The organism is Cellulosimicrobium sp. G4 BAM 1002 (assembly GCF_057126935.1).
In genome coordinates, this window is record NZ_CP182109.1 from 3,071,441 (window position 1) to 3,095,733 (window position 24,293).

Below are 24,293 nucleotides of genomic sequence, written 5' to 3' on the forward strand. Positions count from 1 at the left end.
CCTGGTCGCGCGAGGTAGAACGGTGGTCACGCGAGGTAGAACCCTGGTCATGACCAGGGTTCTACCTCGGCGTAGGGGTCGCGGCAGGGACGCCGAGCGCCGCGGGCAGGTCCGCCAGGCCGTGGACCACGTGGACGCCGGACGCGCGGGCCGACGTCGGGTCCTCCGGGTGCGGGCCGCCGCGGCGCGTGCCGGGCCGGTCGAGCCACACGCCGACGAGACCGGCCGCGACCGCGGCTCGCGCGTCGACGTCGAGCTCGTCCCCGACGTACGCCGTGCGGGCCGGGTCGGTCCCGAGCCGTCGGCACGCCTCCGCGAAGACGCGCGGATCGGGCTTGCCGAACCCCAGGGTGTCCACCCCGACGAGGAGCGGGACGTCCGGGAGGCCCGCCGCGGCGAGCTTGCGCGTCTGGAGCTCGACGCGCGCGTTCGACAGCGACCCGACCCGGACCCCCGCGGCGACGAGCGCGTCGACGACCGGCCGTGCGTCGTCGAAACCGGTCCACGACGCCTCGAACGTGCCCCAGAAGAGGTCCTTCCAGTCCACGTACGCGGCGTCGTCGAGCAGCTCGCCGCCGAACGTCGCCTGCAGCTCGTTGGCCCGCGCCATGCGCTGGGCGTCGAAGTCGACCTCGCCGCGCGTGTAGGCGCGGTAGTGGCCGTTCGGGTCGGCGCGCCACAGCGCGAGGACCTCGTCGTAGCGCTCCTCGGGCAGGTGGGGCAACCACACGCGCGACGCCGCGGCGATCGCCTCGGCAAAAGCCGCGCGCGTGTCGACGAGCGTGTCGTCGACGTCGAACAGGACGCCCTCGACGGCCGGTCCCGTCACAGCGCGTCCCGCAGGCGCACCAGGCGCTCCAGCGTCGAGCCCTTGCCGAGCAGCTCCATGGACTCGAACAGGGGCGGTGAGACGCGGCGGCCCGTGAGCGCCACGCGCAGCGGCGTGAAGGCGAAGCGCGGCTTGACGCCCATGCCCTCGACGATCGCGTCGCGCAGGCGCTCCTCGATCGCGGCGGTGACGAACTCGCCGTCCTGCAGGACGTCGAGCGCCGCGATCGCGGCCGCGAGGATCTCCTTCGCGTCGTCGCGCAGGGCGCCGCGCGCGTCCTCCTCGACGGTCAGCGCGTCGTCGGCCGTGAAGAGGAACCCGAGCATCCCGACCGACTCGCCGAGCAGGACCATGCGCTCCTGGACGAGCGGCGCCGCGGTCGTGAGGATCTCCTGGTTGCGCGGGGACAGGTCCGCGAACGAGTCCGCCGGGACGAGGCCGCCCGCGTGCAGGTACGGGACGAGGCGGTCGCGGAAGTCCTCGGGCGCGAGCAGGCGCACGTGCGTCGCGTTGATCGCCTCGGCCTTCTTGAGGTCGAAGCGCGCGGGGTTGGGCAGCACGTCGTGCACGTCGAACGCCTCGACCATCTCGGTGACGGAGAAGATGTCGTTGTCCGGCGAGATGGACCAGCCGAGCAGCGCGAGGTAGTTGAGCAGGCCCTCGGGCGTGAAGCCGCGCTCGCGGTGCAGGAACAGGTTCGACTCGGGGTCGCGCTTGGAGAGCTTCTTGTTGCCCTCGCCCATGACGTACGGCAGGTGGCCGAACTCCGGCCTGACCTGCGCGACGCCGATCTCGAGCAGCGCCCGGTACAGCGCGATCTGGCGCGGCGTGGAGGACAGCAGGTCCTCGCCCCGCAGTACGTGCGTGATGCCCATGAGCGCGTCGTCGACCGGGTTGACGAGTGTGTAGAGCGGCTGCCCGTTGGCGCGCACGAGCGCGTAGTCCGGCACGGACCCCGCCTTGAACGTGATCTCGCCGCGCACGAGGTCGGTGAAGGTGATGTCCTCGTCGGGCATGCGCAGGCGCAGCACGGGCTCGCGCCCCTCGGCGCGGAACGCGGCCTTCTGCTCGTCCGTGAGGGTGCGGTCGAAGTTGTCGTACCCCTTGGTCTTGACACCCGCGGCGGCGTTGCGCGCGTCGGACTCCTCCGGGGTCGAGAACGACTCGTACACGTACCCGCCCTCGACGAGCCGCGCGATGACGTCCTGGTACAGGTCCGCGCGCTGCGACTGCCGGTACGGCGCGTGCGGGCCGCCCACCTCGACGCCCTCGTCCCAGTCCAGCCCGAGCCAGCGCAGCGCGTCGAGAAGCTGCTGGTAGCTCTCCTCGCTGTCGCGCGCGGCGTCGGTGTCCTCGATGCGGAAGACGAACGTGCCGCCCACGTGCCGCGCGTACGCCCAGTTGAACAGCGCGGTGCGGATGAGGCCGACGTGCGGCGTCCCGGTCGGGGACGGGCAGAAGCGGACGCGGACGGGCGAGGAACCAGGTGCGGGGATCACGGTGCCCAGACTAGTTGCTCTGCCTCGTCGCCCGACGGCGGCCCCGCTCGGGCGGGCGGCTTCGCTCCGTCGTCGTCTCAGTCCGGACGACGGCGCTGCCGGCGCGGGTCATGAGGCTCGTCAGGCTAGCCATCTGGCCGTTCCGGCGTGCACCGGTCGAAGCCGTCGAGCCAGTCGCGGAAGTCCCTGACGGAGTAGTCCCCCGTCATTCCCGGGGGCAGGGGATCCGCACCCGCGAGTCGGTCGAGGGCATCCTGGACGCACTCGTCGTACTCCTGGGAGTCAAGGGTGAGGTATGCCCACGCCCAGTCGCTGGCCTGGTCACGCGAGATCGTCGCGTCGACGAGCCCGGCCAGGACGCCGCGCGTCTCCGCCCGTGTGGGGTAGTCGCGTGGGGCGCCGTCGTCGGTGCCTCCGACGTTGCCGGATGTCGGCCTCAGACCAGGACTCGTTCGTCGCCCGACGCCTGCCAGACGACGACGCGGTCGCCCGGCTCCACGCGGTAGCGGTTCTGGGACACCGACACGAGCAGCAGCCGGAGGTCCGCCTCGTCCACGACGATCGCTGCCGCACCGACCAGCACGCGCGCGCTCCCGGCGCCGACGTTGTGCCACACCGTGACGTCGCGCTCTCCGTCCGGGTCGGCGTCGAACCGGACGTACAGGTCCTCGAGCCCCGGCTCGACGCGCGTGACGTCGACCGAGGCGACCCCGGGGATCGCGCGGACGTCGTCGGCCGTGAGCGCGGTCGGTGCGGGCACCTCGCCGGCGTCCGCGCCTCCGTCCTGCGCCCCCGTCACCCGCCTGTCACCCGCCGACTGCACGGCCGAGCGCCCGCGCCGCGCACGCGCGAGGCCGACCAGCGCACCGATCGCGGCACCGAGGAGCGCGCACGCGGGCACGCTGACGATCGCCAGGACGATCGCGTAGGACATCGCCTCTCCGCCGGGGACGTCCCCGGCCACGATCGCGAGGGCCGTGAGCACCGCGACGACGACGCACGGCACGACCGCGCCCCAGGCCGCCCCGCGCGCGGCGACGCGACCGGGCGTGCGCCGCACGGTCAGGCCCGCCGGACGACCGGGTTGCTCAGGACGCCGAGCCCCTCGACCTCGCACTGGACGCGGTCGCCCGCGTCGACCAGGCCGACGCCGGCGGGCGTCCCGGTGAGGATGACGTCGCCGGGCAGGAGGGTCATCGCCTCGGAGATGTACGACACGAGGAACGGGATGTCGAAGATCATGTCGCTCGTGCGACCGTCCTGCTTGACCTCGCCGTTGACGCGGCTGCGCACGCCGACGTCCTCGGGGTTGAGGTCGGTGTCGATCCACGGGCCGAGCGGGCACGAGGAGTCGAATCCCTTGGCGCGCGCCCACTGTCCGTCGGTGCGCTGCGCGTCGCGTGCGGTGACGTCGTTCGCGACGGTGTAGCCGAGCACGTAGCCCGGCGCCGCCTCGGGCGTCACGTCCTTCGCGAGGCGCCCGATGACGACGGCGAGCTCGGCCTCGTACGAGACCTCCTGCGAGAAGTCGGGCAGGACGATCGGGTCGTCCGGACCCACGACCGAGGTGTTCGGCTTGAGGAAGAGCAGGGGGCTCGACGGGACGTCGTTGCCCATCTCCTTCGCGTGGTCCGCGTAGTTGCGGCCGACCGCGACGATCTTGGAGCGCGGGATCACCGGCGCGAGCAGCCGGACGCCGTCGCCCAGCTCGATCCGCTCGCCCGTCGGCGTGACGGGCATGTACAGCGGGTCGCCCGTGAGGACCGCGAGGTACGTGCGGTCCCCCTCCTGCTGGACGAGGGCGTAGCGGGGGTCGTCTCCGGTGGTGAATCTCGCGATGCGCACGGGCTCAGGGTACGTGCCCGACGTCGCGTCACGCCCGGGCGAGCACCTCGCCGTTGAGCACGGCGAACCAGCCCGCGGGCTCCTCGGCCCAGCGCAGCCAGTCCTGCGCGAGCTGCTCGAGCGCGACGTCGTCCGCGAGCGCCGACTCCTGGGCCTGGACGGCGAAGTTCGACGCGACGCAGCGCTCGGCCCACAGCCCGCCCCACCAGGTGCGGTCCTCGGGGGTCGCGTAGCACCAGGTGCTCGCGGTGGGGACGATCCCGGCGGGGTCGAAACCGGCCTCCTGGACCCAGGCGAAGAGACGACGGCCTGCGTCGGCCTCGAAGCCGTACGCGTGCGTGACCTCGTGATAGAGCGTGTTCCACTCCGTGAGGCCCGGGGACTCGGGGTACCACGTCATGGCGGCGTAGTCGGCGTCGCGCACGGCGATCAGCCCGCCGGGCTTCGCGACGCGCCGCATCTCGCGCAGCGCCGCGATCGGGTCGGACAGGTGCTGCAGGAGCTGGTGGGCGTAGACGACGTCGAACGTGCCGTCCGCGAACGGGAGCTCGTAGGCGTTGGCCTGCTGGAACGCGATGTTCGCGGTCTTGCGCTGGGCGGCGAGCTCGCGCGCGCTGTCCAGCACGGCGGCGGACGCGTCGACGCCGACGACCCGCCCGGTGCGGACGCGCTCGGCGAGGTCGACGGTGACCGTCGCCGGGCCGCAGCCCACGTCGAGGATGCTCATGCCCTCGCGCAGGTGCGGCAGCAGGAAGCCCGCGGAGTTCTCGGCCGTGCGCCACCGGTGGGAGCGCAGCACCGACTCGTGGTGCCCGTGCGTGTAGGACTCGGACTCGTGCGAGGGGTCGCTGCCCGCCCCGGTGGGGGCGTCGCGGTGTTCGGCGGCCACGTCGGCACCGTGAGGGGTTTCCGTCATACCCGCACCGTAGGCCGGACGTGCACCGTTCTCGACCCGGTTCTCACACTCTGGGCGTGCGCTCGGCGCATCACGGCCAGGCGGCGGACAATCCCCCCATGACCGCCGCCGCCGGCACGACGACCTCCCCGGGTCCCTCCCCGGGTTTCGCACGGCGTCACGCCGCGCTCCTCCTGGGCGGGAGGGGCCGCGTGGCGGGGGTCGACGTCGCGCGCGGCGTCGCCGTCCTCGGCATGTTCACGGCCCACGTCGGGTACACGTCCGACGACTTCGGCGAGGTCGCCGGCTGGCTGTCGCTGTCCCACGGGCGGTCGTCGATCCTCTTCGCGCTCGTGGCGGGCGTGTCGCTCGCGATCGTCTCGGGCGGTCGGACGCCGGTCGACGGGCTGCCCGCGCTGCAGGTGCGCACGCGCATCCTCGTCCGCGCGGTCATGCTGCTGGGACTGGTCGGGCTGCTCGACCTGCTCGGGACGCGCGTGCTGCTCATCCTCGGCTTCTACGCCGCCTTCTTCGTCCTCGCGCTCCCGTTCCTGCGCTGGCGACCGCGCGACCTCGTCGTGCTCGCGGCGGGGGTCGCGGTCGTGGGCCCGGTCCTCGCCTACTGGGGGACCGAGGCGCTGGCGCGCGCCGGGCTGCGCCTGCCGGAGGACGGCTCGGGCGCCTTCACCGACTTCGTCGTCTCCGGCCACTACCCCGCGATCGTGTGGATGGCGTACGTGCTCCTCGGGCTCGCGATCGGGCGCTCGGACCTCTCCTCGACCCCCTTCCGGGTGTTGCTGGTCGGCGGCGGTCTGCTCGCCGCGGTGATCGGGTACGGCGTCTCGTCCGCCGTCGTCGACCCGCTCGGGGGGCCGCAGGCGGTCGAGGAGGCGGCCGCGGCGTGGTCGAGCACGTTCCGACCGGACCCGCTCGCGTGGGACGACCCCTGGCCGACGAGCTCCTACCTCTGGCTCGCCGGACCGCACACGGACACGCTGCCCGAGGTCGTCGGATCCGGCGGGTTCGCCGTCGCCGTCCTCGGGCTCTGCCTGTTCGTCGGCCGCGTGGGCCGGTGGGTGCTCGCCCCGGTCGCCGCCGTCGGGGCGATGGCCCTGTCGGTGTACTCGGCGCAGATCGTCGTCCTGTGGTCGTGGGGCGACGACGCCTTCGATCAGACGACGAACGGCCCGCTCCTCGCCCTCGTCCTCGCGACGCTCGCCGTCGCCACGGCGTGGCGCTGGGCTCTCGGGCGCGGCCCGCTCGAGCGTCTCTTCGCGTCCGTCGCCGCACGTGCGTCGAGCGTCACGACGGCGCCGCACGGCTCCCCCGGCACGGCGCCGGACGTGGCACGACCCACCGCTCGCGACGACGGCGCCGCCCCACCCGCGGGAGACGTGCCGTCGTAGGGTCGGCCCATGACGACTTCCTCTGCCCCCTCGTCGACGCCCGACAACGCCCTCGCCCTGCGTCGGCTCGGCCGCTCCGGCCTCGCCGTGTCCGCCGTCGGGCTGGGGTGCAACAACTTCGGCCGCCCCCAGACCGCGACCGAGACGCTCGAGGGGACGCGCGCCGTCGTCGACGCGGCGATCGACGCCGGGGTGACGTTCTTCGACACGGCCGACACGTACGGCGGGCGCCCGGGGCTGAGCGAGGAGCTGCTCGGCCAGGCGCTGGGGTCGCGGCGCGACGACGTCGTGGTCGCGACGAAGTTCGGCATGTCGATGCGCGGGACGGCCGGAGAGGACTTCGGGGCACGCGGGTCGCGGCGCTACCTCGTGCGTGCCGTCGAGGACTCGCTCCGGCGTCTGGGCACCGACCGCATCGACCTCTACCAGCTCCACACGCCGGACCCGCTGACCCCGATCGACGAGACGCTCACGGCGCTCGACGACCTCGTGCGCGCGGGCAAGGTCCTCTACCTCGGGCACTCGAACTTCGCAGGCTGGCAGATTGCGGAGGCGGAGCTCACGGCGCGCGCCGCAGGGACGGCGCGGTTCGTCTCGGCCCAGAACCAGTACAACCTCGTCGAGCGCGCCGCAGAGCGCGAGGTGCTGCCCGCCGTCGCTGCCTACGGCCTCGGGGTGCTGCCGTACTTCCCCCTCGCCAACGGCCTCCTCACGGGCAAGTACGCGCACGGCGCCCGGCCCGACGACGGCCGCCTCGTCCGCACCAAGCCGCACCTCCTCGAGACCGCGCCGTGGGAGGCGCTCGCGCGGCTGGGCGCGTTCTGCCAGGTGCGCGGGATCACGGAGGTGCAGGTCGCGTTCGGCTGGCTGCTCTCCCGGCCGCAGGTGTCGAGCGTCATCGCGGGCGCGACGAAGCCCGAGCAGGTGCGCGAGAACGCGGCCGCCGTGGCCTGGGCGCCGACGGCCGAGGACCTCGCCGAGCTCGACGAGATCTTCCCGCCCGTCGCAAAGGTCGCGCCCTTCTGAGCGAGTCGACGGCTGACGGCCACCTGGTCGACAGGGCGCGTCAGGCCTACCGTTGAACGATGGCCACGTGGGAGGACGTCGAGCGCGTCGTCGCGGTGCTGCCGGACACGGATCTCAAGGGTCCGCGGCAGTGGACCGTGCACGGGAAGGTCTTCGTGTGGGAGCGCCCGCTGCGCACCAAGGACCGCGACGAGCTCGGTGACGCCGCGCCGTCGGAGGCCCCGCTCGCCTTTTGGGTCGCGGACGAGGGTGAGAAGGCGGCACTCGTGGGCGACGACCCGGACACGTTCCTCACGACGAGCCACTTCCACGGGTACGCGATCGTGCTCGCGCGCCTCGATCGCGTCCCCGTGCCCGAGCTCGAGGAGCTTCTCCAGGACGCGTGGCTCGCCCGCGCGCCGAAGCGGCTCGCGAAGGACTACCTCGAACGGACGGAATGACGGCGCCGCCCCAGGTCGAGGCCTGGGGCGGCGGGTCCGCAGGTCAGCGGGAGAACACGGCCGGGTCGTAGCGCGCCCACGTGGGCGCGACGGCGACCGTCACGTCTTGGCGGTCGTACACGTTGTACACGAGGTCCCACTCGGCGCTCGTCCCCGAGGCGACCGTGTCCGGGCGATCGAGCAGTGTGTCGGGCGCGTAGTCGTAGGTCCTGCGCGCGACGAGCCCGCCGGACACCGGCTGGACGTCGAGCTCCGTCGGGTCCACGTCGTGGCCGGTGCCGTTCGTCAGGCGCACCCGGAACCGGACGTGGTCCGCGTGGTCGTGCGCCGACGTCGAGGCGTGCTCGGTCGGCGTGTACTCCTGCGGTGCCGACACCGAGAGCACGAGACCGTCCGTGTACCGGACCGACTCGCCGAACCACACCCGGTCGCTGACGACCGCACGGATCTCGACGGACTCGTCGGAGATCCTGCCGAGGGGGTAGCCGTACAACGTGGTGACGCTGCCGTGCAAGGAACCCGGCACGGGGAGCACGTCGACCGTGATCCACGTGGTGAGGACGACCGCGCCCGAGACGAGCGCGACGAGAGAGCGCGTGTCCCTCTTCACCCCCCGCGCACCACGCCGCCATCGCACGGCACCGACCGCAATCACGACGAGCGCGGCGACCGGGTAGAAGGCACCGACGTGCGTCCAGCCGCGGCGCGACGTCGTCGCCTCCGTGACGAGGACGGCGACGACCAGCAGGACTCCCGCGACTGCCACCACGGTGGCCCAGCCGGGCCGGCGCCGGCGCGCGAGAGCCGGCGTCGGCGTCGCCTGCGCGGTCCCCGACGCGGCGGCCTCGCCCTCGGCCGCGCCTGCGCTCGGCTCGGCTGGTCCTCCGCCGGCGTCCTCGGTGCCGGGTGCGGTCCCCCAGGCCGGGGCAGCCGAGCGCCTGCCGCTCCGCTTCGTCCTGTCCTTCGCGCTCAACGGTCGCCTCTCTCGGTCCGGTCGTCGCAGGCGGCAGGCCTCAGTAGGCGCTGGCGCGCGTGACCTCGAACGTCGCGGTCTTCATCGCCTCGAGGTTCGCCGCGTCGATGTAGTCGAAGACCTCGACGGTCTCGGACGCGCCCGGCTCCAGGGTCTCCGTGTAGGCGAAGTCGGACTCGATCACGGTGCCGTCGGCCGCCACCGCGTCGATGTCCAGGTCGAACGTGAGGGGCTCGTCGGACGTGTTCGTGAGCGTGACCGGCAGCGCCGACTCGACCCAGTCGTACTCGTCGACCGTGCCGGAGAACGCGCCGAACTCGACGCCGAGGTCGTTGGCGAGGATGTCGTCCGTCGCCTCGCCGGACATGCGGTCGGCCTCTTCCTCCCACTCGGACGCGTCCTGCTCGATCTCGGCGAGCGACTGCTCGTACTCGTCGCTGGCGTTGTTCGCGGCGACGAAGATCACGACCCACATGACGACCGTCACGACGACCGCGAGCGCGCCCAGGACGATCGCGCTGATCGAGAAGCCCTTGCCCGTCTTGCCCTTCTTCACCTGCAGCAGGCCGACGATGCCGAGCACGAGGCCGGCGAGGCCCAGCACGGCGCAGAAGAAGTTGACGCCCGGGATCCAGCTCCCGAGGAATCCGAGGATCGCGAGGACGAACCCGACGATCGCGAGCGTGTTCGTCGACGACGGCCCGGGCGCGCCGTAGGCGGGGTACCCGCCGTAGGGAGCGCCGTACGGCGGCTGCTGGGTCGGGTCGGCGCCGTAGGGCTGGCCGTAACCCTGCTGCGGGTCGGCAGCGTACGGCTGGCCGTAACCCTGCTGCGGGTCGGCAGCGTACGGCTGGCCGTAACCCTGCTGCGGGTCGGCAGCGTACGGCTGGCCGTAACCCTGCTGCGGCTCGGCTCCGTACGCCGGGGCGTACGACGGCGCCGGCGCGCCGTAGGGCTGGGTCGAGGGATCGCTCTGGGGCTCCCCTTGCGGGGTGTACGCGTCCTGCCTGGCCGGGTCCGTACCGCCCGGGCGGTACGGGTCGAACTGGTACGGGTCGTGCGGGCCGGTGGGCGGCTGCGTCATGATGCTCCTCCGCGGCGGCGCCGCGACTCGGGTGGCTCGGGGTTCGACCGTGCCGGGTCTTCACAGCACGTTCACGACCATTGTTCCCGGAAGGGCCGACATCGGGGAATCCGTCCACCAGGGTGAGATCGGTCTCGTCGGCGCGGTCGCGTGCCTCTCGTACCCTGGAACGGTGCCCCCGCTCCCCTCCGCCACGTTCCCCGCGCGGCCGACGTCCGCCGTCGGGCCGGTCGTGCTCGGCACGGACGAGTGGCTCGCACGAGAGGGCGCGCACGCCGCGCGCGCGGACGCGTTCACCGCGGGCTGGCGACGACGCAAGCCGCTCGGCGAGAAGCACGCGATCGAGGACTTCCTCTTCACGTACTACCCGACCCGTCCGGCCCACCTGCGCCGCTGGCACCCGGGGCCCGGCGTCGTGCTCGCTCCCCCGTACGCGGAGCGCGCCACGTGGCGCTGGTACCGCGAGACGGGTGACGGGCTGTCCCTCGACACCGAGGCCTTCCTCGCCGACCGGGGCGGCGCGGTACGCCACCTGCAGGGACTGCTCGCGGCGACGGCGTCGCGCCCGGGACGGTTCGGCTGCTTCGGCCTCCACGAGTGGGCGATGGTCTACCGCGACCGCGAGGCCGGGCGCGACCACCGCCACCCGCTGCCCCTGCGCCTCGGCCACGAGGGCACCGACCAGGTCGTCGAGTCGCACCCCGTCCAGTGCTCCCACTTCGACGCGTTCCGGTTCTTCACGCCCGAGGCAGCACCGCTCAACCGGCTCCAGCCCTCGCGGGAGACCCAGCCCGCGACGGAGCAGCCAGGGTGCCTGCACGCGAACATGGATCTTCTGAAGTGGTCGACGAAGCTCGGACCGGCGGTCCCCGGCGACCTGCTGCTCGACAGCTTCGAGCTCGCGCGCGACGTGCGGGTCGTCGACATGCAGGCGTCGCCCTACGACGTCTCCTCGTACGGGCTCGAACCCGTCGCGATCGAGACGCCCGAGGGCAAGGCCGAGTACGTGCGCCTGCAGCGCGGCTTTGCCGAGCGCGGCGCCTCCCTGCGCGACCGCCTGCTCGCCGTGTGCGATGCGCTCGTCGGTGCGACCCCTAGTGCGACAGCATCCCGCTGACGAGGCACCGCCAGGTGACGGGCCCGACGACACCGTCCACCAGCACCTCGGGGAAACCCGCGTGGAGCGCATCCTGGAAGCCGCGCACCCATGCCTCGGTCCTCGGTCCGAACTGCCCGTCGACGACGAGCACCGGGTCGGGCCGCCCCGAGAGGTCGCGGGCGACGGCCTCGCGCTGCACGGCGCGCACGGCCTCGCCGACGCTCCCGCGACGGACGACCACGACGAGCGCGGACCACGTCGCGGGCCCGACGACGCCGTCGACGTCCAGGTCGGCCGCGTCCTGGAACGCGCGCACCGCGCGCTCGGTGAGCGGACCGAGCACCCCGTCGACGACGAGGTCGTGCCCGCGGTGCCGCAGCAGGTGCTGGAGCGTCTGGACCGGGTGCCCGTTCGCGCCGCGCCGCACGCGCGGCCACGGCGGCAGTGTCGTGAGGACGGTGGTCATCGTCGTTCCCTCCCGTGGCCGCGGGCCCGGCGGGTCGCCCGCCGTGGAGCACCCGCGCCCCGTCCGGAGGGAGCGAGGCGGACCGGCCGGTAATACACCGCGGACCCGCCCGGGTCGCATGCGAGGATCGCTCGCGTGAGCCGCGCCCCGACCATCGCCGAGATCCCGACCGGCCCCGTCACCGTCCCTCAGGCGATCCGCGCGCTCGCGGGAGCCGACGTCGTCACCCCCGTGTGGCGCAACGTCCTCGGCGGGCTGACCTTCCGCCTGGAGACCACCGACCCGTCGGCACCGGAGACCACGCGGTACGCCAAGTGGGTGCCGGCCGGGACCCCGGAGCTCGACCTCCCGGGCGAGGCGGAGCGCATCGCCTGGGTGGGTGACCGCTCGCCCGTTCCCCGCGTGCTCGACCGGGGCGAGGACGCCGACGGCGCGTGGCTCGTCACGCGTGCGGTACCCGGGCGCTCGGCGGTCGAGGCGCGCTGGGCGGGGGACCCGGTGGTCGCGGCAACCTCGATCGGCCGTGGGCTGCGCATGCTGCACGACGCCCTGCCGGTCGAGTCATGCCCCTTCACGTGGTCGGTCGAGGACCGGGTGGCGAACGCCGACGCCCGGCTGGCGCGCGGCGACGGCCCCGCGCAGTGGTTCCCCGAGCACCGCGGTCTGGGCACCGCGCGGGCTCGCGCGCTGCTCGACGACGCACCCGCCGTCGACCGCCTCGTCGTGTGCCACGGCGACGCGTGCGTGCCCAACACGCTCCTGCACGACGACGGCACGTTCGCCGCACACGTCGACCTCGGGTCGCTCGGGGTCGCCGACCGGTGGGCAGACCTCGCCGTCGCGGCCTGGAGCACGGAGTGGAACTACGGCCCCGGGTACGACGGCCACGTGTACGCGGGCTACGGCGTCGACCCCGACCCGGAGCGCATCGCCTACTACCGCCTGCTGTGGGACCTCTCCTGACGCGACCAGACCACCCGCCCCGCTGAGTGCATGAAATAGTCGCGCCCGGATCGATTCGACCGCGACTATCTCATGCACTCACGGTCAGTGGTGGTGGGCGTCGAACCCGTCGGGGGCGCGGTCGAGGAACGTGCTCACCGCGGTGATGAGCCCGTCCGGCCGGACGTGCAGCACGTCGGTGCCCGTCGCGAACTCCGACCCGTCGGGCGCCACCGCCCGCCAGCGCAGGCGGAGACGGTCGTCGTACACGTCGGGCTCCTCGCGCGCTTCGAACCGGTGGCTCGCGACGTGCGTGAGCAGCTCGTTCGCGAACGCCAGCACCGCGTCGCACCCCTCGGCGCGGGCGGCGGGCGCGACGTACTCGACCTGTCGCGCGAACGTGTCGCACGCGAGCCGGTCCCGCTCCGCCGCGCCGGGAGTGTTCCAGAACGCCAGGTAGCGGTCGACCGCTGTCGCGGTCGTGGTGGTCGTGGTCGTGGTCGTCGTGGTCTCGGACATGGTTCCTCCTCGTGTCGGGCTCCTGACGAGGCTCGCCAGGTGCCGCCGTTGCGGCCCGGCCGGGTGCCGGACCACCAGCGTCGAGGCGGTGACGTCGTGTCGTCGATGACCTCCGAGGTAGTTGGCTGACGCCGTCGCGCGCGGCAGGGTGGGCCCATGACCCTCGTGGACGCACCCGTCGGCACCCTGCTGCGCGAGTGGCGCGTGCGCCGCCGCCGCTCGCAGCTCGACCTCGCCGTCGGGGCGGACGTCTCGGCCCGCCACATCAGCTTTCTCGAGACGGGTCGTGCGCGCCCCAGCCGCGAGATGATCGACCGCCTGTGCGACGAGCTCGACGTGCCCCTGCGGGCCCGCAACGACGTCTACCTCGCGGCGGGCTACGCGCCGCGGTTCCGCGAGACGGCGTTGTCGACCGCGACGCTGGTGGCCGCCCGGCGAGCCGTCGACCTCGTGCTCGCGGGCCACGAGCCGTTCCCCGCCATGGCGGTCGACGGCCGCTGGAACCTCCTCGCTGCCAACGCGGCCGCCGGCGCGTTCCTCGACGGGGTCTCTGCCGCGCTCCGCGAGCCGCCGGTGAACGTCCTGCGCGCCACCCTCCACCCGCAGGGCCTCGCACCGCGGATCGCGAACCTCGCCGAGTGGGGCGGCCACGTCCGACGGCGCGTGCGCCGCCAGCTCGAACGGACCGGGGACCCGGCGCTCGCCGACCTGCTCGCCGAGGTCGACGGCTACGTGCCGCGACCGGACGACGGGCGCGACGACCGCGTGGCCGCGAGCGACGCCGTCGTGCCGCTCCGCCTGTCGACACCGCAGGGAGAGCTCGCGTTCCTTTACACGATGACCGTGTTCGGGTCGCCGCGTGACGTGACCCTCGACGAGATCGCGATCGAGTCGTTCTTCCCGGCCGACGACGCGACCGCCGCCGCGCTCGGCGTCGAGCGCTGAGCGTTCGACCTACCGACGCGGCTGGTGGGCCGGCACGCCCTGCTCGGCCAGCTCGGCGGTCTCGGCGACACGCCGCGCGCGGGTGTCGGCACGTCGCGCCTCGACGATCCATCCGAGGATCGCGCGCCGCGCCCCGGGCGTGAACGCGTCGAAGTGCTCGCGGGCACCGCGACGCTCCGCGAGCGCACGGGCGAGGTCGTCGGGCACGACGAGCGCCTCGGCGTCGTCGTGCCGGGTCCACGACCCGTCGGCCTTCGCCGCGTCGACGACGGCGCGACCAGCCGCGGTCATGCGCCCGTCGGCCTCGACCCGCGCCACCCGCTCCTTGCTGAGCCGGGTCCAGCGGCTGCCGGGCCGGCGCCGCGTGAACCACAGCGCGTGCCGCTCCTCGTCGACCGTGGACGCCTGCCCGTCGATCCAGCCGTAGGAGAGCGCCTCCTCGATCCACGGCTCGTAGCCGTACGTGTCCCGGCCGCTCTCCCGGCGCCACGTCACGAGCCAGACGCCGGGTTCGGCGTCGTCGTGGTGCTCGGCCAGCCACGCGCGCCACGCCTCGGGCGTCTCGGCATGGAACGCGGGTCGGCCTCGGTACTCGTCGGTCACTGCGCCTCCGTCGTCGGTGGAGCCATCAGCGTGCCCGACAGGTCGGCCCCGCGCCAGGGTGGTGACCGAGGAGGCGACCCGGGAGGCGAAGCAGGCGCCTCCCGGGTCGGCCCGGTCAGCCGCAGGCCGGGACGACGACGGTCTGCTCGACCGTCTGCGTGCCCTCCGGCCCCGTCGCGGTCACCGTCACGACGACCTCGCCCGTGACCGACCGCGCGGCGAACGACTGGTAGGCGCTCGCCCCCGGTGCCACGGCGTCGAAGGTCCGTGAGCCCAGCGCGCTCGCTAGCACGACGTCGACCGGCTGGTCGGACGTGTTGGACGCCCGGACCGCGACGTACGGCTTGCCGGCGAGGCAGCGTGGGCTCACCTCGACCGTGACGAGCAGCGGCTGCATCGGGACGAGCTGTCCGGCCGCCAGCCGCAGACGGCGCGTCTGCTCGTCGACCCGCTCCTGCGCGGCGTCCGCCGTGCCGAGGAGCGCACGCGCCGCCGACAGCTCCCGGGTGAACACGCCGAAGTCGATCCGGCCGTAGCGGTCGGCCTCGGCCTCCAGGTGCTCGACGTCGGCCACCGTCGCGACGAGCGCGGTCGTGTCCGTCGGCGGGACCTCCACGTCGTACGCCTCGGTGAAGAACGTCATGCGGTCGAGGTTCGCGACGTACGGGTGGTCGGCGTACGCCTCGGTCGACAGCCGGACGAACACCTCGTGGGTGCCGCGCACGGTGCTCGGCAGGTCGACGGTCGCGACCCCGTCAGTCGTCCAGCTCGAGCCGGTGCTGGGCAGCGGCACGGTGACGAACGGCTCGCCCGGGTTCGCGGGGTCGAACGCGTCGAGGTACACCGACAGCGCCGAGTTCCGCCCGGACCGGTTGGCGTTGTGCACGTAGTGGACGGAGAGCTGGTCGAGCGCGGCGGAGCCGAGGTCGACCTCGCCGTAGGAGAGCCAGTCGCCGTCCGCGGTGCCGCCGACGTTCGTCACCGGACCGCTCGTCCACGTCGAGGACTCGTTCTTGAGGCCGCGGCCGGAGTTCGACGTCCAGGCCTCGGACTCGACGACGACCGACGTCGGGCCGCCCGGTGCGAACGTCAGGCTGTCGAGGTTCGCGACGTACGGGTGGTCGGCGTACGCCTCGGTCGTCAGCCGCACGAACACCTCGTGCGTCCCCTGCACCGTCTCCGGCAGGACGACGGTCGCCGTCCCGTCCGAGGTCCAGCTCGACCCGGTCGTCGGCAGCGGCACGGTGACGAACGGCTCGCCCGGGTTCGCCGGGTCGAACGCGTCGAGGTACACCGACAGCGCCGAGTTCCGCCCGGACCGGTTGGCGTTGTGCACGTAGTGGACCGACAGCTCGCCGAGCGGGAGCTCACCGAGGTCGACCGCCCCGTAGGAGAGCCAGTCGCCGTCCGCGGTGCCGCCGACGTTCGTCACCGGACCGCTCGTCCACGTCGAGGACTCCTTCTTGAGCCCGCGACCGGAGTTCGCGGTCCAGTCCTCGGCCTGGATCGTCACGGTCGGCGACTCGCCCGGCTGGCCCGGGGCCGCCGGGTCCTCGGCGCTGAACCGGAACCAGTCGAAGTTGCCGACCCAGCTCCGGCCCGACGGCGCGAGGAGCTCGAACGTGACGGCCTTCGCGTCGAGGAGGGCCTGCACGTCGCCGAGCTCCGCCGTCACCTCGGTGTACCTGCCCCAGCCGCTCGTACCCAACAGGTCGACGGTCGCGACCACGGGGCCGCTCACGTCGCCGGCGTGCACGCGCACGGTGCTCGGCGCCTCCGTGGGGCCGAAGCTCGTGTCGTACCGCACGGTGAGGAAGCGCGGCGCGGCGTCCCCCGCAGCGGTCTCGAAGGTCATGTCGCGGTACTGCACCCACGACCCGGAGCGCACACCGCCGAGGTTGCCGGACGAGCTGTTCGCCTCGTTCTTCAGCTCGCCGCCCGACCACGCCTCGGACTGCTCGGCCTCGAGCGTGCGGTAGCCGCCGCCCGTGAGGTCGAGCGCGTCGATCGCCGCGCCCAGGCGGTCGACGGCGAACCGCAGCGCGATGCTCGTCGCGGCCTCGTCGCCGAGGGCCTCCTGCGCCTTCGTCAGCGCGGTGGAGAACCGGTCGAACGTCACCGAGGAGTAGTTCCCGTGCCGCACGAGCTCGGCGTCGTCGACGAGCGCGGCGAGCGCGTCGCGCTCGGCGGACGCCACGGACAGGCGCAGCGGGGAGAGCACCGAGACGCCCTGGCCGCGCAGCGTCGACGCCGCGACGCCGTCGGCGAGAGCGCCGTCGCCCAGGTGGACGTAGAAGCGCGCGTCGGCGGACGCCGTCCCCGTCAGGGAGACGGTGAGCGTGGTCGGCGACGTGACCGTCACGGCCGCCGTGACGCCGTCGGGCAGCCCGACGACGCTCGCGACCCCGCTCGCGACGAGGTCCGTGCCGGCGGACGCGGCGAACCGCGCGCCGTCGAGCGTGAGGGTCACGGTCGCGTCGAGCGCGCCGCCGTCGCCGGTCTGGACCGTCGTCGGGTCGGCACTCACGCGCGGGCCCCCGACGGGCTCGTCCGTGGCGGTGCTCATGGAGAACGCGGGCTCGGTGTCCGTGCCCCAGTCGCTCGGCTGCTCGCCCATGCGGAACGCTAGGTCCGCGCCCCCGATCACCGTCTCGTAGTCGACCCACGTGTTGCCGAACGTCGCGCCGTCGAGCGTCGCCGACTGGACGTAGAACGCGTCCTCGGAGACGCCGTCGGCCGTCACCGTGAAGGCGCTGCCGTCGTCGTACGTGATGGTCGTGGAGTCGAAGAACGGCGAGCCGATCTGGAACTCGGACGACCCAGCGGTCACCGGGAACAGGCCGACGGCCGCGGCGACGAACATCGTCGACATCGTGCCGGCGTCGTTGTCCATCGTGGGGAGCATGCCGCGCGGGTCGAGCTGGTAGACCTTCGTCTTCACGGGCGGCGTGAACTCGCCGCCGCCGCTCGGGACAGCGCTGGAGGAGCCGGTCGCGATGTACCGGTTCCAGGTCTCCTTCGTGTAGATCGCGCGCGCCCACTTCTGCGTCAGGCTCGGCTCGCCCGTGTAGTTGAAGAGGTACGGCGCCTGGAGGTCGATCTCGTTGGCGTTCGAGTGGAGCATGGCCTTGCCGTCGTCCGGCGCGTGCTCGCCGAACATGTGGCGCATCGCGAGGCGCGCCGCCTCGGGGCCGCCCATCGCCTCGACCAGCGCGTCCATGTCGTACGCGTCGTACCAGTGGTACTGCCAGAGCGTGCCCTGGTAGAGGCTGGCGGCCTCGAACCTCGCGTAGTCGGCGCTCTGCCACGAGCCGTCGGCGGCGCGCGGGGTGAGGAGGCCGACCTGCGTGCCGTCGGCCGCGGTCCACGCGCCCGGCTTGGTGAGCTTCTCGATCGGCCACGACGCCTGCTCGCGCATCGTCTGCGCCTCGTCCGTCAGGCCCAGCTCGTCCGCGATCACGGACAGGCCGTACTGGTCGTAGCCGCGCTGCACGGACGCGCCGGGGTTGCCCGCCACGTAGCCGCGCTGGAGCTCGTCCGCGCTGTACTGCCCGACGAGCCGCTGGAGCGCCGGGTACGCCTCGTCGAGCCGGTCGAAGCCGTCGAAGCCCTTGGCGATCGCGTCCGCGACCACGACCGACGACCGCTCCCAGCGCACCGTCGGGACCGAGTGCACGAACCCGCCGAGGCCGCCGCCGGTACCCGTCGCCTCGGCGTCGGCGAACAGGTAGATCAACGACTGCACCATGTCGCGGTACAGCGCCGGGTCGATGTAGGCGATGACGGAGAACTTGCGGAAGTCGTCCCACGTGGCCCACGAGTCGTAGTACGTGAAGCCCTGCGCGGCGTGCACCGCGCCGTCGACGCCGCGGTACGTGCCCGACGTGCTCGTCGCGTTCATCGGCATCGCGAACATGCGGTACAGGTGCGTGTAGAAGAGCTTCTGCAGCTCGCCCGTGGGGTCGGTCGCGGTCGAGGCGTCGACGGCGACGCGCCCGAGCGTCGCGTTCCACTCGGCGCGCGTGCGGTCGCGGATCTCGTCGAACGACAGCTCGCCGAGCTCGACCTGCTGGTCGGTCCGCGCCTGCTCGACGCTCACCGGCGACAGCGTCACCTGCAGGCCGACGTCCCCCGCGTCGGCCGGGTCGAACGTGAGGATCGCGCCGGTGTCGACGCCGTCCTGCGCGGTCGCGTCGACCAGCTTGTCGTCGTCGCCCCACGTCCGCACGGTCGCGGGCTGGAGCGTCCGCGCGGTGTAGTACAGCGTGTAGGCCGCGTTGTAGAAGTAGCCGGTGACCTGACCGGAGAGCTCCACGGTGCCGTCCGCGAGCGTCTCGACCTGCACCGAGGAGGACCGGCGGCTCGTGTTGTTGGTCTCGAGGTCGACGACGAGGCTGGGCGTCGCGCCCTCGGGGAACGCGTAGCGGTGCACGCCCGACCGCGTGGTCGCGGCAACCTCCGCCTCGATCGCGCCGGGTGCCGTGGTGATCCCGCCGTCCGTGCCGGCGACGTTGCCGAGGCCGACCGTGTAGTAGCCAGGGCTCCCGACCTCGTCGTCGTGCGAGAACGGGTGCGCGTAGGTGCCCGTGCCGGGCCGCGCCGTGTACGACCCGGACGTCGGCACCACGAGGATGTCGCCGCCGCCGCCGGAGCCGCCGACGCCGTCGAGGTTGGTGTGCGTGAAGCCCGAGATCTGCGACTGCGCGTAGTCGTAGCCGGTGTTGTTGCGGCCCGGCGTCGTGCGCGGGTTCACCTTCGCCAGCCCGTTCGGCGCCTGCGCGGCGGGCATGTCGTTGCCGTAGTCGCCCTCGGTGCCGACGAACACGTCGACCAACGAGGCGCGGTCCGGCACGTCGGGCGCCGCGGGTGCGACGACCGCCGACGCGGCCGGGACGAGTCCCACGACGGCCAGCGCCGCCGCGACCGTGCCGGCGACGAGGCGACGGCTCCAGCGGCGGACAGGGGTGCTGACCGGTCGTGCAGAGGTGAGCGCGTCGGGAGCCGGGAGGGAGCGGCGCGCGCCCGCGGCAGGGAACCGGTGGTTCATGGTGTCCTCAGGGTGGATGGGTGGCACGGACGGTGGCACGGGGCCGGTTCGGTCACGGTGCCCGCGGCACCGTGACAGACGGGGGTGACGAGCAGGTGATCACCAGGTGGACGGCCGTCGCTCGCGGGACTTCTCGTAGGCTCTCTCGCTCCCACGGCGTCGTGGGTGGTTGTCGTCGATGACACGGAGGTCGACCCGGCACGGCGCCGGGTCGGCCTACTCTCGCACATCCTGACAGCGCTATCAACCACCCCGCGGTCCGCCTGGCAACGCCGCCGAACCCGGGGTTCTCCGCCATGATCGCCGTCGGACGACGCGGAACCCCGGGTTCGGCACCTCGGGTGCTCGCCGGCTCGGGCGCCGGCCGCGCCACCTGACAGACTCTCCCTGTGACCACCACGACCGGCCGGACCCCGGCTCTCCTCGCGCACGTGCCCGCCCCGACGGGCAAGGCCCCGGACCCGGACGCGCTCTACGAGGGGTTCACGACGTGGGCGACCGAGCAGGGTCTCGAGCTCTACCCGCATCAGAGCGAGGCCCTCATCGAGCTGGTCAGCGGCTCGCACGTCATCCTGTCGACCCCTACGGGGTCCGGGAAGTCGCTGGTCGCGATGGGCGCGCAGTTCGCGGCGCTCGCCGCGCACCGGTCCGGTCGCGGCGGCCGGACGTACTACACGGCGCCCCTCAAGGCGCTCGTGAGCGAGAAGTTCTTCGCGCTCGTCACGGCGTTCGGGTCCAAGAACGTCGGCATGACGACGGGCGACTCGGCGGTCAACCCCGACGCCCCGATCATCTGCTGCACGGCAGAGATCCTCGCGAACATCGCGCTCCGCCGCGGCGACGACGGCACCGGGCCCGACGACGAGGACGCGATCTCCCAGGTCGTCATGGACGAGTTCCACTTCTACGCCGACCCGCAGCGCGGCTGGGCGTGGCAGGTGCCCCTCCTCGAGCTGCCGAACACCCAGTTCCTGCTCATGTCGGCGACCCTCGGCGACACGACCCGCTTCGTCGAGGAGCTCGAGGAGCGCTCGGGCCGTCCCGTCGCCGAGGTGACGACCGCCCAGCGCCCGGTCCCGCTCCACTTCAGCTACGTCGTCGAGCCGCTCACCGAGGTCATCGAGGAGCTCGTCACGACGCACCGCGCGCCGGTGTACGTCGTGCACTTCACGCAGAAGGACGCCGTCGAGCGCGCGCAGTCGCTGCTGTCGATGAACGTCGCGTCGAAGTCCGAGAAGGAGGCGATCGCCGCCGAGCTCGGGGACTTCCGGTTCGGCACCGGGTTCGGCAAGACGCTCAGCAAGTTCCTGCGCCACGGCGTCGGCGTGCACCACGCGGGCATGCTGCCCAAGTACCGCCGCGTCGTCGAGCGCCTGACCCAGGCGGGCCTGCTCAAGGTCGTGTGCGGCACGGACACGCTCGGCGTCGGGATCAACGTGCCCATCCGCACGGTGCTGCTCACGAGCCTCGTGAAGTTCGACGGCGAGCGCATGCGCCACCTCAGCGCGCGCGAGTTCCACCAGATCGCGGGCCGCGCCGGTCGCGCCGGGTACGACACCGTCGGCGAGGTGCTCGTCATGGCGCCCGAGCACGTCATCGAGAACCGCAAGATGCTCGCCAAGGCGGGCGACGACCCGAAGAAGCTCAAGAAGATCGTGCGCAAGAAGGCGCCGCAGGGGTCGGTGAACTGGACCGACGCGACGTTCGAGCGCCTCCGCGACGCCGACCCCGAGCCGCTGACCAGCCACTTCACCGTGAACCACGCGATGGTGCTCAACGTGCTCGCGCGCACGCAGCAGCACGGGCACGGGCCCCACGCCGCAGCCGACGACCCGCGCCGCGACCCGGTCGCCGCCATGCGCCACCTCCTCCTCGCCAACCACGACACGGAGTCCCAGCGTCGTGACCACGTGCGCCAGGTGTTCCGGATCTACCGCTCGCTGCGCGTCGCCGGGATCGTCGAGCGCGTGCGGGTCGACGACGCGTCCCGCCCGGAGGGCTACCGTCCGAGCGTGCGGCTCACCGTGGACGTGCCACGCGACTTCGCGCTCAACCAGCCGCTGTCGCCGTTCGCGCTCGCCGCCCTCGACCTGCTCGACGTCGAGGGCGCGACGCACGCCCTCGACGTCGTGTCCGTGATCGAGGCGACGCTCGACGACCCCCGCCAGGTGCTCTACGGGCAGCAGAACGCCGCGAAGGGCGAGGCGGTCGCCGCGATGAAGGCCGAGGGCTACGAGTACGAGGAGCGCATGGCGCTCCTCGAGGAGGTCACGTGGCCCAAGCCGCTCGCCGAGCTCCTGGAGCCCGCGTTCGCGACGTACAAGCGGTCCAACCCCTGGGTGGCCGACGCCGAGCTGTCGCCCAAGTCCGTCGTGCGCGACATGGTCGAGCGCGCCATGACCTTCACCGAGTTCGTGTCGGTCTACGGCCTCGAACGGACCGAGGGCGTGGTGCTGCGCTACCTCGCCGACGCCTACCGGGCGCTGCGCCAGGTCGTGCCCGACGAGCACCGCACCGAGGAGGTGCAGGAGATCGTCGAGTGGCTGGGCGAGCTCGTGCGCGGCGTCGACTCGTCGCTCCTGGACGAGTGGGAGCGCCTCGCCCACCCGGTCGACGACGACGCCGACACCGAGGTGGGTGACGGCCCGCTCTCCGGGGCGGGCGCCGAGGCGCCGACCCGGCCCGTCACGGGCAACCCCCGCTCGTTCCGGCGCCTCGTGCGCAACGCGCTGTTCCGCCGCGTCGAGCTCGCCGCGCGCGAGGACTACCGCGCGCTCGGCGCGCTCGACGGCGGCGCCGGCTGGGACGCCGACGCGTGGGGCGACGCGCTCGACCCGCTGTTCGAGGACCAGGGTGACGACGCGATCGGCATCGGCCCGGGCGCACGCTCCGCCGCGCTGTTCCGGGTCGTCGAGGCGGGCGCCGAGCTGCCGGCAGGGCACGAGGGCCCGACGACGGCGCACGCCCCGGGTGGCGTGGTCCCGGCGGGCACGTGGCTGGTCCGGCAGGTGCTCGACGACCCGGCGGGCGACCACGACTGGGCGATCACGGCGAGCGTCGACCTCGCCGCGAGCGACGAGGCGGGCGAGCCCGTGGTGACCGTGCTCGCCGTCGGGCCCCTGTAGACGACGGACCGGCGGTGTCCCCCGCCCCGCTCACCCGACCGGGAGCAGTCCTCGCGCGGCGAAGACGCGCTTGGCGACGAGCGTCGCGTTCATCGCGCGCGGGATCCCGCAGTAGACCGCCGACTGCAGCAGCGCCTCGACGACCTGGTCCGGAGTGAGCCCGACGTCGAGCGCGGTGCTGACGTGCAGCTCGAGCTGCCGCTCGCAGCCGCCGAGCGCGGCGAGCATGCCGAGCGTGACGAGCTGCCGGTCCCGCGGTTCCAGTCCGGGGCGCGCGTAGATCTCCCCGTACGCCCACGCCGAGATCTGGTGCTCCAGCTCCGGCGAGACGCCCACGAGCGCGTCGACGACGGCTGCTCCTGCCGGGCCGTTGACCGCGTCGAACACCGCCCGGCCCTGCTCGTAGCGCTCCTTGCGGGTCGTGGCGTCGTCCATGGGTGCTCGCTCCTTCGTCCGGGTCCGTCGGCAGGACGAGGAGAGAACCCGGACGGGTCGTCGTCCGACCCTCGGCGCACGCCGTCGCGCGCACCCGAGCGGCCGTGAGCACGCCGTCGCGCCCCCTGCGTCACATCGAGCAGGCTAGGGGGTCGGGCACGGCTGCCGTCAAGGGTCGCGCGTGGTCGACGAGGCGTCAGGCGGAGTCTCGACGCCGGTCGCGCCGTGCGGGCAGGTGACCGAATCCGGCCGAGACGTACGTGGCGACCGCCCCGGCGTTGGAGCTCGGCGTGGCGACGAGCGAGCTCGACGCGCCGAGCTCGCGGAGCGCCGCCAGACCGGCGAGCGTGACCGCCCTCCCGAGCCCGCGGCCGCGGTGGTCGGCGTGCACACCCATGGGCTCGATCAGTCCCGGTCGTCCCGGGCCGGCCGACCACACGCCGACGACGGCACTGCCCTCGCCCACGAGGAGGCACCGTGCGTCGGCGTACGGGAGCCCGGCCGCCAGGGCGTGCCATCGCTCCGGCGCGGGCGTCGACCCGCCGAACGACGACGTGAGCACCTCCGCCCATGCCCGCGCCTCCGCGGGGCCGACCACCCGCACCTGCACGCCCGGGTCCTCGACCGGCTCGGTGAGGTCGCGACGCAGCAGGGCCCACGACTCGTCCTGGCGCCAGCCCGCCGCGCCCAGGTGCTCGTCGACCAGCGCGCCGACCGGTGCCTCGACGGACACCGCTCCCTCTCCCAGCACGCCTCGCTCGGGTAGACCCGCGTCCTCGGCGAGCCGGTGCGCGAGCTCCTCGTCGTGCTGCGCGTCGGGCGAGATCCCCAGACGGAGCAGGTCGGGACCGTCGAGCAGCCCGACGGCGACGATCCGGCCGTCGCGGCGCCACGTCCGGAGCGCGGCGGCGGTCTCGTCCGCGCCGAACCGCCAGAACCAGCCCACGTCGCCCGGGTGCAGCTGCAGCGGCGCCGCGTCGTCCTGCCAGGCGCGCAGCGCGTCGACGACCTCGCCCAGCTCCTCGACCCGCGGTGTACCCGTCTCCGTCGCCATGTCCCGATGAGACACCGTCGCGCCACCGCCACGCACGGCAATTGCGGACCTCGATCCTCTG

General features: G+C 73.3%; 20 protein-coding genes. 7 read left to right on the forward strand and 13 right to left on the reverse strand.

What is annotated here, in order from left to right:
• Positions 1-61: 61 nt before the first annotated feature.
• From ACMXGY_RS13980 to ACMXGY_RS14000, 5 genes are all read right to left on the reverse strand, one after another.
• The gene (locus ACMXGY_RS13980) at positions 62-829 is read right to left on the reverse strand and encodes an HAD family hydrolase (protein WP_483773588.1); all 768 of its coding nucleotides are present in this window, start codon (positions 827-829) and stop codon (positions 62-64) included.
• Positions 826-2,328 (reverse strand): glutamate--tRNA ligase, encoded by a 1,503-nt coding sequence (gene gltX, locus ACMXGY_RS13985; RefSeq protein WP_483773589.1) that lies wholly within the window; start codon positions 2,326-2,328, stop codon positions 826-828. The genes ACMXGY_RS13980 and gltX overlap by 4 nt, the downstream gene beginning before the upstream one ends.
• 436 nt (positions 2,329-2,764) lie before the next feature.
• Positions 2,765-3,388 carry a hypothetical protein gene (locus ACMXGY_RS13990; protein ID WP_483773590.1) on the reverse strand — a complete coding sequence of 208 codons (624 nt, stop codon included), beginning with the start codon at positions 3,386-3,388 and terminating at the stop codon, positions 2,765-2,767.
• A 2-nt stretch (positions 3,389-3,390) separates the two neighbouring features.
• The gene (locus ACMXGY_RS13995) at positions 3,391-4,173 is read right to left on the reverse strand and encodes a fumarylacetoacetate hydrolase family protein (protein ID WP_483773591.1); all 783 of its coding nucleotides are present in this window, start codon (positions 4,171-4,173) and stop codon (positions 3,391-3,393) included.
• Positions 4,174-4,201: 28 nt separating this feature from the next.
• A complete protein-coding gene (locus tag ACMXGY_RS14000) occupies positions 4,202-5,089 on the reverse strand; it encodes a methyltransferase domain-containing protein (protein ID WP_483773592.1) in 888 nt (295 codons plus the stop codon).
• 98 nt (positions 5,090-5,187) lie between these two features.
• Between ACMXGY_RS14000 and ACMXGY_RS14005 the strand changes: the two genes are divergently transcribed.
• Genes ACMXGY_RS14005 through ACMXGY_RS14015 form a run of 3 tightly spaced genes read left to right on the forward strand, consistent with a single transcriptional unit; the run spans position 5,188 to position 7,940 of the window.
• Positions 5,188-6,474 carry a heparan-alpha-glucosaminide N-acetyltransferase domain-containing protein gene (locus ACMXGY_RS14005; protein WP_483773593.1) on the forward strand — a complete coding sequence of 429 codons (1,287 nt, stop codon included), beginning with the start codon at positions 5,188-5,190 and terminating at the stop codon, positions 6,472-6,474.
• 9 nt (positions 6,475-6,483) lie between these two features.
• On the forward strand, positions 6,484-7,500 hold the full coding sequence (locus ACMXGY_RS14010) for an aldo/keto reductase (RefSeq protein ID WP_483773594.1): 1,017 nt from the start codon (positions 6,484-6,486) through the stop codon (positions 7,498-7,500).
• A gap of 59 nt (positions 7,501-7,559) precedes the next feature.
• Positions 7,560-7,940 carry an MmcQ/YjbR family DNA-binding protein gene (locus tag ACMXGY_RS14015; protein WP_483773595.1) on the forward strand — a complete coding sequence of 127 codons (381 nt, stop codon included), beginning with the start codon at positions 7,560-7,562 and terminating at the stop codon, positions 7,938-7,940.
• 43 nt (positions 7,941-7,983) lie between these two features.
• Here ACMXGY_RS14015 and ACMXGY_RS14020 read toward each other — a convergent pair whose 3' ends face one another.
• Positions 7,984-8,913: a hypothetical protein gene (locus ACMXGY_RS14020; protein ID WP_483773596.1), complete on the reverse strand. Its 930-nt coding sequence runs from the start codon at positions 8,911-8,913 to the stop codon at positions 7,984-7,986.
• Between the two features lie 40 nt (positions 8,914-8,953).
• Positions 8,954-9,997 carry a DUF4190 domain-containing protein gene (locus tag ACMXGY_RS14025; protein ID WP_483773597.1) on the reverse strand — a complete coding sequence of 348 codons (1,044 nt, stop codon included), beginning with the start codon at positions 9,995-9,997 and terminating at the stop codon, positions 8,954-8,956.
• A 172-nt stretch (positions 9,998-10,169) separates the two neighbouring features.
• Here ACMXGY_RS14025 and ACMXGY_RS14030 point away from each other — a divergent pair, with 172 nt between their 5' ends.
• A complete protein-coding gene (locus ACMXGY_RS14030; protein ID WP_483773598.1) occupies positions 10,170-11,114 on the forward strand; it encodes a 3-methyladenine DNA glycosylase in 945 nt (314 codons plus the stop codon).
• Here ACMXGY_RS14030 and ACMXGY_RS14035 read toward each other — a convergent pair.
• Entirely contained in the window at positions 11,092-11,562 is a 471-nt protein-coding gene (locus ACMXGY_RS14035) for a peptidoglycan-binding domain-containing protein (protein ID WP_483773599.1), read from the reverse strand. The two genes, ACMXGY_RS14030 and ACMXGY_RS14035, sit on opposite strands and share 23 nt — an antisense overlap.
• 135 nt (positions 11,563-11,697) lie before the next feature.
• Between ACMXGY_RS14035 and ACMXGY_RS14040 the strand changes: the two genes are divergently transcribed.
• On the forward strand, positions 11,698-12,525 hold the full coding sequence (locus ACMXGY_RS14040) for a phosphotransferase (protein WP_483773600.1): 828 nt from the start codon (positions 11,698-11,700) through the stop codon (positions 12,523-12,525).
• 84 nt (positions 12,526-12,609) lie between these two features.
• On the opposite strand, the gene ACMXGY_RS14045 is transcribed toward ACMXGY_RS14040, so the two are convergent.
• Entirely contained in the window at positions 12,610-13,023 is a 414-nt protein-coding gene (locus ACMXGY_RS14045) for an isomerase (protein WP_483773601.1), read from the reverse strand.
• Between the two features lie 156 nt (positions 13,024-13,179).
• On the opposite strand from ACMXGY_RS14045, the gene ACMXGY_RS14050 reads away from it, so the two are divergent.
• Entirely contained in the window at positions 13,180-13,968 is a 789-nt protein-coding gene (locus tag ACMXGY_RS14050; protein WP_483773602.1) for a helix-turn-helix transcriptional regulator, read from the forward strand.
• Positions 13,969-13,977: 9 nt separating this feature from the next.
• On the opposite strand, the gene ACMXGY_RS14055 is transcribed toward ACMXGY_RS14050, so the two are convergent.
• Positions 13,978-14,571: a YdeI/OmpD-associated family protein gene (locus ACMXGY_RS14055; RefSeq protein WP_483773603.1), complete on the reverse strand. Its 594-nt coding sequence runs from the start codon at positions 14,569-14,571 to the stop codon at positions 13,978-13,980.
• A gap of 115 nt (positions 14,572-14,686) precedes the next feature.
• Positions 14,687-19,618: a glycoside hydrolase domain-containing protein gene (locus tag ACMXGY_RS14060; RefSeq protein ID WP_483773604.1), complete on the reverse strand. Its 4,932-nt coding sequence runs from the start codon at positions 19,616-19,618 to the stop codon at positions 14,687-14,689.
• Positions 19,619-20,007: 389 nt separating this feature from the next.
• Between ACMXGY_RS14060 and ACMXGY_RS14065 the strand changes: the two genes are divergently transcribed.
• Positions 20,008-22,743, forward strand: a complete 2,736-nt coding sequence (locus ACMXGY_RS14065; protein ID WP_483773605.1) for a DEAD/DEAH box helicase — start codon at positions 20,008-20,010, stop codon at positions 22,741-22,743.
• Positions 22,744-22,773: 30 nt separating this feature from the next.
• On the opposite strand, the gene ACMXGY_RS14070 is transcribed toward ACMXGY_RS14065, so the two are convergent.
• Together ACMXGY_RS14070 and ACMXGY_RS14075 are read right to left on the reverse strand one after the other, a co-directional pair.
• Entirely contained in the window at positions 22,774-23,178 is a 405-nt protein-coding gene (locus ACMXGY_RS14070; protein ID WP_483773606.1) for a carboxymuconolactone decarboxylase family protein, read from the reverse strand.
• A 196-nt stretch (positions 23,179-23,374) separates the two neighbouring features.
• Positions 23,375-24,232: an N-acetyltransferase family protein gene (locus ACMXGY_RS14075; protein WP_483773607.1), complete on the reverse strand. Its 858-nt coding sequence runs from the start codon at positions 24,230-24,232 to the stop codon at positions 23,375-23,377.
• Between the last annotated feature and the right edge of the window lie 61 nt (positions 24,233-24,293).